The following is a 13,511-nucleotide window of genomic DNA, read 5'->3' as shown; positions in this document are numbered from 1 at the left end:
TCACTAGGTATTACTTGACCCGCTCGTCCCGCGAGCCCTCTTCTATTGTCGCCGATTCGCGCGGTCTTGTTCGCCACAGCCACCACAGGCCGGCCGCTGGCAGGAGCAGCGGTATGCAGCCGTAACCGCGTCCGTAGGCCGACCATACTGTGGCGTCCTTGAACGTGACCTCATCGAGGAGGCTCCAGGTTCCGATCACCAGCACACCGATCATCTCGATGCCGATGCTCGCCCACGCCACGGGGCGCCAGCGGCCGTCGAGTGTCATCGCGATCGCCGCGATCAGATAGATCACGCCCGCGGCGATGCTCAGCGCGTAGGCGAGCGGAGCATCGGAGCCGTGCCGGAGAATCGCGACTATGCCGCGCGTCATGGCGGCGAGCGCGAGGATCGCGTAGATCGTGACGAGGATGCGGCCGGGTCCGTGCCCGCTGCCGCCCTGGGGCCGTGTCACCAGATCACCTGCCATTCCTGAGTCATTCGCCACTGCATCACCATAAGGCTGGCGCCGAGAATCGCCATCACGATCGAGCTGAAGCGCGTTCGCTCCACGAACGCCATGACGGCTCCGCCAGGCAGCAGGAGGAGTCCGACGATCGCGTAACTGAGCCAGACGGCGACATCCTCAGAGGCGCTCCCTTGTGCATACAGCACCAGGCCGGTGACGAGTTGGACGATGAGCAGTCCCTCGATGGCGGCGCCGAGCCAGAGTTGTCGCAGGATGACGGCGCGATGCTTCACCGCGAAGTACACGGCCCAGCCCGTCAGGGCGGCAAGCGGGGCTAGGCACAGCCACATCAGCGTCGTCATCACGCACAAAAGACTATGCGACACGTCCACCCGCCCGGGGCATAGCCGCGAAGCGATAGCATCGAGGGGTGATTGCGCATGCGCCGCTACCGGCATTCGAGTTCGTTGACAAGGTGAGCGACAAGGCGGGTAAGGTGCCCGTGATAGTCGCGGTGCCCGTGGCTCGTCCGGCGAAGGACGGCGATGCTGCGGTGGCCGGCCCTCTGGCCGAGACCCTCGCAGCGCTGGACCTCACCGCGCTGGGTGCATCCGAGAGCGCTGGCTCGGTTCGCGTCACCGCAACCGGGGCCGCCCCGGCCACTGTGGCGCTGGTCGGCGGCATCTGCCCCGAGGCTTCTGCGGACGAGTTTCGCGATGCCGCAGCGAACGTGGCCCGCGAGGTCGACGGGACTGGCGCGCGGCTCGTCCTGGCGCTGGGCATTGAAACCGCGGAGCAGGCGAGCGCGGCCGCTCTCGGCGCGCTGCTGGGCGCGTATCGCTTTGACCGGTACCGGACGGACACCCGGCCCGCAATCGACTCCATCGCCGTACTCGTTCCCGCCCGGCTGCTGAAGTCGGCCTCAGCGGCATCTCAGCGCGTTCGCATTCTCGCGACGAACACCTGGCGGGCCCGCGATCTGGTGAACACCGCGCCCAACGACCTCACGCCAGCAGAATTCGCGGCGTACGCGATCAAGGCGGCGAAGCTGCCTCGGGTCAAGACGACATCGCTCGATCTTGAGGCCCTCAAGGCCGGTGGATTCGGCGGGCACGTCGCCGTCGGCCAGGGCTCGATCAATCCCCCACATCTGGTGAAGGTCGCCTACAAGCCGTCTAAGGCCAAGGGTCATGTCGCGCTCGTGGGTAAGGGAATCACCTTCGATTCCGGCGGCCTTTCGATCAAGCCTGCGAAGTCGATGGAAACAATGAAGTCGGACATGGCTGGCGCAGCGACCGTCCTCGCGACCGTCATCGCTGCGGCGGAACTGAGCCTGCCGATCGCTGTCACCGGCTGGCTCTGCCTCGCCGAGAACATGCCGTCCGGCAGCGCGACGCGACCCTCCGACGTCATCACGATTCATGGCGGTACGACGGTGGAGGTTCTCAACACCGACGCCGAAGGGCGACTCGTCCTCGCCGACGGGCTGAGCGCGGCACGCGAGGAGAAGCCGGACGTCCTGCTCGACATCGCGACTCTCACGGGGGCGCAATTGGTGGCATTGGGACCCGAAATCGGTGCTGTGATGGGATCGGAGGATGTCCGCTCCGAGGTGATTGCCGCTGGGGATGCCGCTGGCGAGGATCTGTGGCCCATGCCGTTACCGGCGCACCTGCGGCCATCCCTGAAGTCGCCTGTCGCCGACATCGCGAACATGGGTGACCGCTTCGGGGGGATGCTCGTGGCAGGCCTGTTCCTCAAGGAGTTCGTCGGTTCGACGCCCTGGGCGCATCTCGATGTCGCCGGCCCCGCGTACAACGAGCGCGCCCCGCATGGGATTGCTCCTACGGGCGGAACCGGATTCGGGCTGAGCACACTGCTCACGTTCCTCGAGACGCGGGCGTCCTAGCGACGTGCGAGGTCGATGCGGGCGGGTAAAACGAAGTAATGTGGCCTTGGTCGCAGTTTGCGGGTTTTGCTCGCTTCGCGCGACCTGGGTCTTTAGTTTGGTCGTAAAGTGTCCTCATGGGTGTAAGACCCCCGGGATGAACCGCACCGAAGGAGTTGTAAGTGGCCGACGCACATGCCACCACTAAGTTCGACATCGTCATTCTGGGCGGCGGGAGCGGCGGCTATGCGGCCGCGCTACGCGCGGCTCAGCTCGGCAAGTCAGTCGCCCTGATCGAAGGCGACAAGCTGGGCGGGACCTGCCTGCACTACGGGTGTATCCCGACCAAGGCGCTGCTGCACGCGGCGGAGGTAGCCGATGAGGCGCGCGAAGCCGAGTCCATCGGTGTCCTCGCGCAGTTGAACGGAATCGACGCGCCGAAGGTCAACGCCTACAAGGACGGCGTCATCTCCCGCCTCTACAAGGGACTTCAGGGCCTAGTCTCGTCCCGCCAAGTCACGGTAATTAACGGCTGGGGGCGCCTCACCGGCCAGAACACCATCGAGGTGGACGGCACGACCTACACCGGGGACCACATCATCCTTGCCACAGGATCGTACTCGCGCACCCTCCCAGGGCTCGAGATCGGCGGCCGCGTCATTACGTCCGAGGCAGCGCTGGGGCTCGACTACGTTCCGAGTTCGGCGATCATCCTCGGCGGCGGCGTCATCGGCGTCGAGTTCGCCTCGGTCTGGAAGTCGTTCGGCGCGGACGTCACGATCATCGAGGGCCTTCCCCATCTGGTCCCGAACGAGGACGAGTCGCTCTCTAAAGCCCTTGAACGCGCCTACCGCAAGCGGGGCATCAAGTTCAACCTTGGCGACCGCTTCTCGACGGTCGTGCAGAACGATTCGGGCGTGACCGTCACCCTCGAATCCGGGAAGGTATTCACCGCCGACCTGCTGCTGGTCGCTGTGGGCCGCGGGCCGCGCACGCAGGATCTTGGGTACGAGGCGCAGGGCATCACGATCGATCGCGGGTTCGTCATCGTCGACGAGACCCTTCGCACGGGCGTAGGGAACATCTGGGCGGTCGGTGACATCGTCCCGGGCCTGCAACTTGCTCACCGCGGCTTCCAGCAGGGGATCTACGTGGCCGAACAGATTGCCGGACTCGGCCCCGCGCCCATCGTTGAAGCCAACATCCCGCGCGTCACCTACTCGAACCCGGAGGTCGCATCCGTCGGCCTGACCGAGGCGAAGGCCAAGGAACTGTACGGCGACGTCGACACCATCGAGTACAACCTCGGCGGCAATGGCAAGAGCCAGATCCTTGGAACGCAGGGATTCATCAAACTCGTGCGGGCGTCGAACGGCCCGGTCGTTGGAGTTCACATGATTGGTGCCCGCGTCGGCGAACTGATCGGCGAGAGCCAGCTCATCGTGAGCTGGGAGGCGTTCCCTGAGGACGTCGCTCCGCTTGTCCACGCCCACCCCACTCAAAACGAAGCGCTCGGCGAAGCTTTCCTGGCATTGGCCGGCAAGCCCCTTCACGCCCACAACTGAGCTGACGGCTTAAGGAGATAGAACATGTCCCACAACGTAGAGCTGCCAGCTTTGGGCGAGTCGGTCACCGAGGGAACCGTCACCCGCTGGCTCAAGAACGTCGGCGACACCGTCGAGGTCGACGAACCATTGCTGGAGATCTCGACCGACAAGGTCGACACCGAGATCCCGTCACCGGTTGCCGGTGTGATCGAGCAGATCCTGGTCCAGGAGGACGACGATGTGCCCGTGGGCGCGGTGCTCGCCGTGATCGGCGATGGTAGTGGCAGCGGTGCGGCTCCGGCCGAGCCCACGGCCGATGCCGCGCCACCGGCTGAGCAGGCGCCCGTTGCTGAGCAGGCGCCCGTTGCCGAGCAGGCACCCGTTGCCGCACCGACCCCGGCACCCGCTGCGCCGCCTGCCGAGGCCAGTCCCGCTCCGGCGGCACCCGCTGGGGATGGCGAAGAGGTCAAACTTCCGGCCCTTGGCGAATCGGTCACCGAGGGAACCGTCACCCGCTGGCTCAAGAGCGTCGGCGACACCGTCGAGGTCGACGAGCCGCTGCTGGAGATCTCGACCGACAAGGTCGACACCGAGGTGCCCTCCCCCGTGGCGGGCGTCGTGCAGCAGATCCTCGTCCAGGAAGACGACGAGGTTCCCGTCGGAGCCGTCCTCGCGATCATCGGTTCTGGGCAGCCCGCGGCAGCCCCCGCGCCTGCGCCCGCTCCGGCGGCCGCGCCCACGCCGGCACCGGCGCCCGCACCAGCCGCAGCCCCGGCTCCGACACCCGCACCAGCCGCGACTCCGGCACCTGCACCAGCCGCGGCGCCGACTCCTGCACCTGCACCTGCACCTGCACCTGCACCTGCACCTGCCACGCTGGCACCGATCCCGAGCAGCGGCGGGAACAGCGGTTACGTCACTCCGGTAGTCCGCAAGCTTGCCGCGAGCAAGGGCGTTGACCTGTCCAAGGTCAACGGCACGGGCGTTGGCGGTCGCATCCGTCGTGAGGACGTCCTCGCTGCGGCCACGGCGGCGCCTGCAACCGCAACCGGCACGTCTGCACCCGCCGCAACCGGGGGCGCGCCGACGACGATTCTGCCGGTGTCCCCGCTGCGCGGAACCACCGAGAAGGCCTCGCGACTTCGCAAGATCATCGCCGAGCGCATGGTCGAGGCGCTGCAGTCGCAGGCGCAGTTGACGACGGTCGTCGAGGTGGACGTCACGAAGCTCTTCAAGCTGCGGGCCGCCAACAAGGACGCCTTCAAGGCGAAGCACAGCGCGAACCTCACGTTCCTGCCGTTCTACGTGCTCGCTGCCACGGAGGCGCTGAAGGCGTACCCGAAGATCAACGGCGTACTCGCGGACGGCACGATCACGTATCCCGGCTCGGAGAACATCGGTATCGCGGTCGATACAGAGCGTGGCCTGCTCGTCCCCGTCGTGCACGAGGCGGGTGACAAGTCACTCGCGGAGATCGCCTCGGCGATCGGCGACCTCGCTGCGCGCACGCGCAACAACAAGGTGACTCCCGACGAGCTTTCGGGTGCCACGTTCACCATCACGAACACCGGTTCGGGTGGCGCACTGTTCGACACGCCGATCGTTCCCGTTGGAACCTCTGCGATCCTCGGCACCGGCACCATCGTCAAGCGGCCGGCCGTCGTGAAGGGCGCAGACGGCGAGGATGTCATCGCGATCCGCCAGTTCACCTACCTGTCACTCTCCTACGACCACCGCCTGGTGGATGGTGCGGATGCTGCTCGCTACCTGACTGCGCTGAAGAACCGCATCGAGGAGGCAGCGTTCGAGGGCGACCTCGGACTGTAGGCCGTCCCGGCGACCCGAGCAGTCGCACGTAACACCTGCGCGAAGGGGGCGTGGCCAGACCGAAAGGTCGGACCACGCCCCCTTCGCCGTTGCGATCTTCATTGTGTTCGCGGCATTGGGCAGGGCACCGCCGCGCAATGAGCATTCGCCACTCACTCCCCCACGAGTGCGCCGCATTGGTGCACTTCTGCGTCCATGAAGGACGTTCCGCGGCCCGCTACCAATTACCCGAGAAGCGCGCCAGCCGCGTTTCGCTCAGCGGCGCCCAGTTCGACCAGGCGCGTATCGCGACATGTCTAGCGTGCCGCGGGCGAGTCCCCGTCCAGGCGCTGAGCCAGCAGATCGAGCACACGTCCTGTCGCCTTGCCGTCGTCCCAGGTCGCGAACCGCTGCCTGAACTCGGCTCGCTTCGAAGCAAAAGTATCCTGGCCGCGCAGCGCGCCGACCAGCGAATCGAACGTCTCCACGACAGGGCCGGGCAACTCGTCCAAGGACAGATATAGCCCGCGCAACCGCTCGAGGTACTCCGGTGCGTCGTAGGTGAAGAACACCATGGGACGGTCCAGGAGGGAGTAGTCGAAGAAACTGCTCGAATAGTCGGTTACCAGCACGTCCGAGGCGAGTAGGAGGGTATTGATGTCCGGCACCTGCGACACATCGATGACGCCGGCATCGGAATCGTCCACGATGGACGAGGCCAGATAGTGCGAGCGGTATAGCAGGACCGTATCCTCGCCCAGCGCGCGGCGAAGCTCCGAAAGCTCGAAGGGAGGCGCGAACGTGTAACCGCGCTTGTTGTCGTAGCTGTTGTCGCGCCAGGTGGGCGCGTAAAGCACGGCGCGCTGCCCGGCCGCGATACCCAGCGACGAACGAGCGGCGGAGACCTCGTCCGGGCCAGCAAGCACCAGCGCATCGTTGCGCGGATTGCCCACCTCCGCGATCGGCGAGGAGGCCCGGTCGGCGAGGCCGAAAGCATCCGTGAACCGCTGCGTCGTGAACTCGCACTGGCTCAACAGCCATGTCGCTTTGGCGCCCTCGGCGCGGTAGAGCTCGTCGATCTCGGCCTTGCCGCTCATCGCTATCTCAGTACCGGCGACCACGTCCAGGCCGATCCGTTTTAGCGGGGTGCCGTGCCAGGTCTGGAGGTATGCCTGGCCCTTGCGCGGGCGCACTCCGATGGGTGTAGTGGTGTTCATTACCCAAACTCGCGCCGTGGCGAGTGCGCGATAGTAAGCCCAGGAACGGAATCTAACCGTGCCCTGTGCGGGCGAGCGTGAAACCCAGACCAGGTCCCAGCCGGCGAAGCGCGGATCGAGTCGGATTGCCTCATGGATGGCCAGCGGCGATCCCGCCGGACGGCGGCCGGAGAAAGAATCGAACACTATGCGATGTGCGGGCCTGTGCCCGAGTCCCGCGAGCCGTAGCCGCATCAATTGCCCCAACGAACGCGCCCGGCGCACCGCGATCCGGACTCTGCCCGAACGGGACAGAACAGCGCGCACGCCGGAACGGAGGGAGGCTCGAGACACGTGTCTATTCTATCGGCCTCACCCATTGACGTCGGTGTCTGGAGTAGTACTGTCAACTGTATCCAGTCACCCCCTGAGACGACCGCGATCTTAGATGAAAAGAATTCAAACGCATGCACTCAGTCAGATTCCTTACGGCATCGCTGATTCTAGCGTTCTGTGTGACCGCTCCGGCGGCGGTCAGCGCTGTATCGGAACAGGATAAAAGTACAACTAATTACTACTCCGGGGACACGGGCACATATCACTCACGCCTGACCGAAGCCATCGCCATCCTGGATGTCGCACGAGCACAAGGAAACTATTCAGGTGAGTGGTTCGATTTCCCGTCGGTACGAACATTTCCGTGAGCGGCAGATTCAGTGGATCACAAGCGGGCAAAATCACCGCCTTGGCAGTCCCAAACCATCTCGGTGTCGCACAGGCTAACAAGAAGTACTACCACGTCCTTGCCAACGGAGGTAACCCCATCGGCGGCAACGGTGACAGCGGATCACCAGTTGTCACCATCGATGGCAATGTCGCTTTCCGGTGGGCCTATACGTGGCAAGTTACAAATCCAGCGTGTACGTCGTCCCTTGCAAGGGGGCCCCAAGTTTGGCCACGCGAAAATGCTCCACGCTCGGCCTCGTGACACCAATGCACAAAATGTTCGCGGTAGTGGAATAGTGGTTTCGATGAGGCCGACCGCTGAAGTTTCGCACATTGATTATCAGGCTCGTGTCTGCCAACGAGGAAAACCTCGGCACTTCTTTTTGCCTTTATGTTGCTCTCCTCAATTGTTTCCTTTCCTGAAGTCGCCAGTGCCAGCAAAGTGAAAGCATTCATTGCACCTATCTCCGCAACGCAACAATTTGCTGGCGTTCTGCCCTCTCTTGAGACCAGTAGAAAATCATGCAGAGGCTCGTCACTGTCAAAAAAGCGCACGCAGAAGCTTCGCCAAGCGCGATCGACCGTCATTGAGGTGGCTAAGCGGTACCCCGCGTATAGCGGACCCCGGGTCAGGAAAAACGGCTGCACGCTGCGCCCTTACGGCACCGGCCGGTTGCAAATCGAGTTCGGCGTGGATGTGCCGATCGTGCAGCAGCTCGGGCCCGAAGACGTCTTCTACTAGGCGTGAGCTGGAACGCTGCCGCTCGACGCTTGATAGCGTTGCCTCGTGGCTAGACAAGCGAGCGGTGGCATCGTCCCCTGGCGCAGCCGGCTCATGTCGATCCCGCTCATTGCCGCAGGCCGCCTTGTCACGTGGGTCATACCGCGCGACAAGAACCGCTGGGTGTTCGGCTCGGATTACGGCTTCGGCGATGGCGCGCTCGCCACCCTGCGTGCAGCGCAGCGACGCGGTATCGGCGACGTGACGTGGATCGCGCGTGATGAGGACGAGCGTTCCGCCGCACTCGATGCAGGTGTTCCCTCCGAGGTGCGCGGCTCCCGCCGAGCCATGTGGCGAACCGCCCGGGCTGGCGTGGCCGTGGCAACGCACGGGGTGGCGGATGTGGATCGTTACACGATCACCGGCGCCTATTTCATTCAGTTGTGGCACGGCATCCCGTTCAAGAAGATTCACCTGGACACGGCGCAGTCGTTCGGTGATGCCAGCCCCGGCGTGCGCCAGCGAATGATGCGCTGGCTCTACCGCCGTTCCACCAACCGCATCTCCCTCCTGCCCGCCGCGGGAGAGCGCGCCGCCATCCTCCTGCGCGGCGCCTTCGGCATCCCGGCCGGTCGCGTGGCAGCCCTCGGTGAGCCCCGGACCGATGCGCTGTGGCAGGGCAGCGAGGACGAGCGCTCCGCCGCCGCCCGCGACGTATTGGCAGCCGCCCTGGACGTAACGGAATTGCCACGCAGGCTCGTCCTGTTCGCACCCACGTGGCGCGACGGCAAACCCGATCCAGCCGTGCCAAGCGAGGATCAGTGGGAAGATCTGGAGCGCTGGTGCACGGATAACGACGCGTGGCTCGTGCTGCGTCCTCATCCGTTATCGGTGAGTGCGTATACGCCCCCCGCTGCAGCGTCGCGGGTGAAACTGCTCGCATCCTCCGTGCTAGGCGATCCGACTGCGGTGCTTGCTGCGTTCGATGCGCTGATCACGGACTTCTCCTCCATCGCCTACGACTTCGCCATCACCGGCCGCCCAATCCACTTCCTCGCACCGGACGCCGCCGAGTACCTTGCGTCACGTGGCGCCTACACCTCCCTCGAAGAGTTCGCCGGACGCCCGGTGGCGCGGTCCTGGCGCCAGGTGCTAGCGCAAGTCGCTGACGCCTTTGACACGCTGCCGTCCAGTCATTCCGTGGAACTTGTCGGGCTCTGGCAGGATCACAACGACGGCAAGAGCGCCGACCGTGTCGTCGAGCGCGCTCTAGCCGACCTATCTGCGCGGCAGCGGAAACCGCTCCGCGACGAGCCGGTGGACGGGCCGGGCGGCGAACCCGTATAGCCGTAGCGGAGGGCGAAGCCCGTCGGCGGAGGCGAGCCGCTCGGTTCGTCCACCGGTCCCCAACCCAAGCGCACATTCTCAGGTTCGGGACTCATTCGTCCTGGATCTCCCCTATTCTGTTGTGAATGACGACTGTCCTGATCGCTGGTGGCTCCGGCCTCATCGGAACCGCGCTTGCCCATCACCTGCGTGGCCGCGGGGACCGCGCGATCATCCTCACCAGATCGCCACGCGGCTTCGTGAGCGAACGCCAGTGGGATCCCTCGCACGCATGGCTGCCCACGGAAGCGCTCCAGGACGTGGATGCCGTGGTGAATCTCGCTGGTGCGGGGATCGGTGATCGCCGCTGGACGCGTGCCCGCAAGGTGGAACTACTCACGTCGCGAACCGGGCCAACCCGCACGCTCGCGTCGGCGATCGCCCGGCACAACGCCGATGGCGGGCACATCCGCACGCTCGTTCAGGGCTCGGCCATCGGCTACTACGGCGATCGGCCAGGCGAGATCCTGGACGAGGGTTCCACCGCGGGTGACGGGTTCATTCCCGAACTCGTCACCAGATGGGAGGCAGCCACCGCCCCGGCGCGGGAGCAGGCCGTGCCCGTCGCGTTCGCGCGTACCGGACTCGTGCTCACGCCCGACGGTGGCGCGCTCGCCAAGTTGCTTCCGCTCATCCGACTCGGCGCAGGTGGCCCGTTCGGCGCTGGGGAGCAGATGTGGTCCTGGATCACGCTGCGCGACGAGGTCCGCGCGCTCGCCTCGCTCGTCGACGACCCACACGATGGTCCCGTGAACCTCACCGCACCGAACCCGGTGAGCAACGGCGAACTCGTCCGGGCGTACGCAGCCGCACTCCACCGCCCGGCCAAGTTGAGCGTGCCTGAATTCGCCCTGCGACTGGGGGTGGGTGGCTTCGCGGGCGAGCTCCTGGCCAGCCAGAACGTGCATCCGGGCGTGCTGCTCGAGCGCGGCCTGCCCTACCGCGACGCGACGATCGAGGACGCGGCGAAACTCGTCCAGTGAAATTCGCCGGATTCCTCATGCAGGGGCGCCGGGCACCGGTAATATTCACTCCATGACAACGCCGTCCGCCCGGGCACGCCGCGACGCGACGGTGGGCAGCCTCCTCGGTTTGGCCATCGGCGATGCCCTTGGGACCACGATCGAGTTCTCGTCCCGCGACACCGTTCCGGAGGTCACCGACCTGATCGGCGGCGGCCCCTTCCAGTTGGAGCCCGGTCAGTGGACCGACGACACCTCGCTCGCGCTGTGTGTCGCCTCGAGCCTTGCCGAGACCGGTGCGTACGACCCGGTGGATCAACTGGACCGCTTCGTCAAGTGGCGCGATCACGGCTTCATGAGCTCCACGGGGCGTTGTTTCGACATCGGGCATCAGACCGCGGTCGGGCTGGACGAGTTCCTCGCCACGGGAGAACCGTACCGCTCCCACGTCGACGACCGGAGCGCGGGAAACGGCTCCCTCATGCGGCTCGCCCCTATTCCGCTCGCGTTCGCCACGGATGTGGAACTGGCCGCACGCCTGTCGGCCGATTCGTCGCGAACCACGCATCCCGCGCACGAATGCGTCGACGCCTGCTTCGCGTTCGGGTACCTGATTGCGACGGCCGCGGGCACAAAGGACAAGGAAGACGTGCTCCAGGCGGCGCAGCAGCTGGCCAATCGGATCGAATCGCCAGCCATCTCGGCCGTGCTGGCGGGGAGCTACCGCACGAAATCGCGCGCGGAGATCTCGTCCTCCGGCTACGTCGTCGACACGCTCGAGGCGGCCCTGTGGGCGCTCGATCAGACCGACGACTTCCAGAGCGGCATACTGCTCGTGGTCAACCTAGCGGACGATGCCGACACCGTCGGTGCCGTATACGGCCAACTGGCCGGCGCCCTGTACGGACAATCCGGCATTCGCCAGGACTGGGTCGAACGCGTCTATGCCACCGAGCTGATCGAGGACCTGGCGCTCGCGATCTACACGCGGGCCGGCGGTTTCGCTATCGCGGGCGATTAGACCTAGCCTGAAGGGCATGGAGTTCGTTTCGCTCGACGTCGGCAGCCGCACGCGCGACTACGAGGAGATCTGGCAGTTGCAGCGCGACGTGCACGCCGACGTCGCCGCCGGGCGTCGGGACAATACGGTTCTGTTCGTCGAGCATGATGCCGTCTTCACCGCCGGCAAGCGGACCAACCGGTCGGATCGGCCCACCGACGGCGCTCGCGTCATCGACGTCGATCGCGGCGGCCGGATCACCTGGCACGGGCCGGGCCAACTCGTCGCCTACCCGATCGTGCGGCTCGCGGAACCGATCGATGTGGTCAAGTACGTGCGCGCGCTGGAGCAGGCCGTCATCGACCTGTGCTCCGAACTCGGCGCACACACGATCCGCGTCGAAGACCGCTCGGGCGTGTGGTTCGCCGCGAACCCGCTGATGCGCGACCGCAAGGTGTGCGCCATCGGCGTGCGCGTTGCCCGTGGCACGACGATGCACGGCATCGCTCTGAACTGCGACGCGAACCTGGCTGACTACGGCCGCATCGTGCCGTGCGGCATAGACGACGCCGGCGTGACCACGCTGACGAGGGAACTACGGCGCCCCTTCACCGTGACCGATGCCCTGCCGCTCGCCCAGAAGCACCTGGCCACCCAACTCGCGCCCATCGTCCAGCCGGGAGTAACCCATGTCACACAGTCCGCATCCTGATTTGTCCCGCTTTGATCTCCCAGGTCGCGTAGGCTAATCGGCATGGCTCCGCAATGTGGCTCCGGCCCCCAGCGTGAAGACTCGGGTGACGTTGCCCCGAACGGTCGCAAGATGCTCCGCGTCGAGGTGCGCAACGCGCAGGTGCCCATCGAGCGCAAACCGTCGTGGATCAAGACGAAGGCCACGATGGGCCCCGAATACTCGGATATGAAATCGCTCGTGCGCACCGGCAACCTGCACACCGTGTGCGAGGAGGCCGGCTGCCCCAACATCTTCGAGTGCTGGGAAGACCGCGAGGCGACCTTCCTCATCGGCGGCTCCCAGTGCACGCGTCGCTGCGACTTCTGCCAGATCGACACGGGCAAGCCCGCCGACTTCGATAAGGACGAGCCGCGCCGCGTCGCGCAGTCGGTCGTCGAACTGGGGCTGCGGTACTCAACCGTGACGGGCGTCGCGCGCGACGACCTGGCCGACGGGGGTGCGTGGCTGTACGCCGAAACGGTCCGACAGATCCACGCCATGAACCCCGGCACCGGCGTGGAACTGCTGATTCCCGACTTCAACGCCATTCCGGAACTGCTGCGCGAGGTATTCAGCTCGCGCCCCGAGGTGCTGGCGCACAACCTGGAGACGGTCCCCCGCATCTTCAAGCGCATTCGTCCGGGCTTCCGCTACGAGCGTTCGCTCGACGTGATCACGCAGGCGCGCGCCGCGGGGCTTGTCACTAAGTCGAACATCATCCTCGGCATGGGCGAGACCCTGGAGGAGGCCAAGGAAACGCTGGCGGATCTGCACAATGCGGGCTGCGACCTGATCACGATCACGCAATACCTGCGTCCGTCCAGCCGCCACCACCCGGTCGAGCGTTGGGTGAAGCCCGAGGAGTTCGTCGAACTGTCCGACGAGGCGGAGCGCCTCGGGTTCCTCGGCGTGATGTCGGGGCCGCTCGTCCGCTCGTCCTACCGCGCCGGGCGACTCTGGGGACAGGCCATGACCAAGCGCGGCGAGGCGATCCCGCCGCAGCTCGCGCACTTGGCGCAGCCCATCGTGGCCCGCCAGGAAGCCCGCTCGCTGCTGGTGGATTCTCCTGCGGCCGCGCTTCTCGACTAAAGTGATTCG

The 13,511-nt window shown here is 65.8% G+C and carries 12 protein-coding genes; 9 read left to right on the top strand and 3 right to left on the bottom strand.

Going from position 1 to position 13,511, the window contains the following annotated elements:
* Window positions 1-10 precede the first annotated feature (10 nt).
* Window positions 11-454, bottom strand: a complete 444-nt coding sequence (locus FB461_RS03820; protein ID WP_246045997.1) for a hypothetical protein — start codon at window positions 452-454, stop codon at window positions 11-13.
* Entirely contained in the window at window positions 451-813 is a 363-nt protein-coding gene (locus FB461_RS03815; RefSeq protein ID WP_142119116.1) for a hypothetical protein, read from the bottom strand. The genes FB461_RS03820 and FB461_RS03815 overlap by 4 nt, the downstream gene beginning before the upstream one ends.
* Window positions 814-878: 65 nt before the next feature.
* Here FB461_RS03815 and FB461_RS03810 point away from each other — a divergent pair, with 65 nt between their 5' ends.
* The 3 genes from FB461_RS03810 to sucB all read left to right on the top strand — a co-directional run bounded on the left by FB461_RS03810 (window position 879) and on the right by sucB (window position 5,710).
* A complete protein-coding gene (locus FB461_RS03810) occupies window positions 879-2,357 on the top strand; it encodes a leucyl aminopeptidase (RefSeq protein ID WP_342776106.1) in 1,479 nt (492 codons plus the stop codon).
* 161 nt (window positions 2,358-2,518) lie between these two features.
* Window positions 2,519-3,901: a dihydrolipoyl dehydrogenase gene (gene lpdA / locus FB461_RS03805; RefSeq protein WP_142119114.1), complete on the top strand. Its 1,383-nt coding sequence runs from the start codon at window positions 2,519-2,521 to the stop codon at window positions 3,899-3,901.
* 24 nt (window positions 3,902-3,925) lie between these two features.
* Window positions 3,926-5,710 (top strand): 2-oxoglutarate dehydrogenase, E2 component, dihydrolipoamide succinyltransferase, encoded by a 1,785-nt coding sequence (sucB, locus tag FB461_RS03800; protein ID WP_142119112.1) that lies wholly within the window; start codon window positions 3,926-3,928, stop codon window positions 5,708-5,710.
* Window positions 5,711-6,006: 296 nt separating this feature from the next.
* On the opposite strand, the gene FB461_RS03795 is transcribed toward sucB, so the two are convergent.
* Entirely contained in the window at window positions 6,007-7,140 is a 1,134-nt protein-coding gene (locus FB461_RS03795; protein ID WP_246046104.1) for a CDP-glycerol glycerophosphotransferase family protein, read from the bottom strand.
* 1,063 nt (window positions 7,141-8,203) lie between these two features.
* Between FB461_RS03795 and FB461_RS11960 the strand changes: the two genes are divergently transcribed.
* The 6 genes from FB461_RS11960 (at window position 8,204) to lipA (ending at window position 13,502) form a co-directional block, all read left to right on the top strand.
* Window positions 8,204-8,353 (top strand): hypothetical protein, encoded by a 150-nt coding sequence (locus tag FB461_RS11960; protein WP_170222599.1) that lies wholly within the window; start codon window positions 8,204-8,206, stop codon window positions 8,351-8,353.
* Between the two features lie 45 nt (window positions 8,354-8,398).
* Window positions 8,399-9,679: a CDP-glycerol glycerophosphotransferase family protein gene (locus tag FB461_RS03790; RefSeq protein WP_142119108.1), complete on the top strand. Its 1,281-nt coding sequence runs from the start codon at window positions 8,399-8,401 to the stop codon at window positions 9,677-9,679.
* A 125-nt stretch (window positions 9,680-9,804) separates the two neighbouring features.
* The gene (locus FB461_RS03785; RefSeq protein WP_142119106.1) at window positions 9,805-10,701 is read left to right on the top strand and encodes a TIGR01777 family oxidoreductase; all 897 of its coding nucleotides are present in this window, start codon (window positions 9,805-9,807) and stop codon (window positions 10,699-10,701) included.
* A gap of 52 nt (window positions 10,702-10,753) precedes the next feature.
* A complete protein-coding gene (locus FB461_RS03780) occupies window positions 10,754-11,701 on the top strand; it encodes an ADP-ribosylglycohydrolase family protein (RefSeq protein ID WP_142119104.1) in 948 nt (315 codons plus the stop codon).
* A gap of 16 nt (window positions 11,702-11,717) precedes the next feature.
* Window positions 11,718-12,392, top strand: coding sequence for a lipoyl(octanoyl) transferase LipB (gene lipB, locus FB461_RS03775; protein WP_142119102.1), 675 nt, complete (start codon window positions 11,718-11,720; stop codon window positions 12,390-12,392).
* Window positions 12,393-12,503: 111 nt separating this feature from the next.
* On the top strand, window positions 12,504-13,502 hold the full coding sequence (gene lipA, locus FB461_RS03770; RefSeq protein ID WP_211349861.1) for a lipoyl synthase: 999 nt from the start codon (window positions 12,504-12,506) through the stop codon (window positions 13,500-13,502).
* Window positions 13,503-13,511 lie beyond the last annotated feature (9 nt).

The sequence above is a fragment of the Rarobacter faecitabidus genome (genome assembly GCF_006716265.1).
Lineage (GTDB): Bacteria > Actinomycetota > Actinomycetes > Actinomycetales > Cellulomonadaceae > Rarobacter > Rarobacter faecitabidus.
Note: the sequence above shows the minus strand (reverse complement) of the source record. Positions and strands in the feature narration are given on the sequence as shown.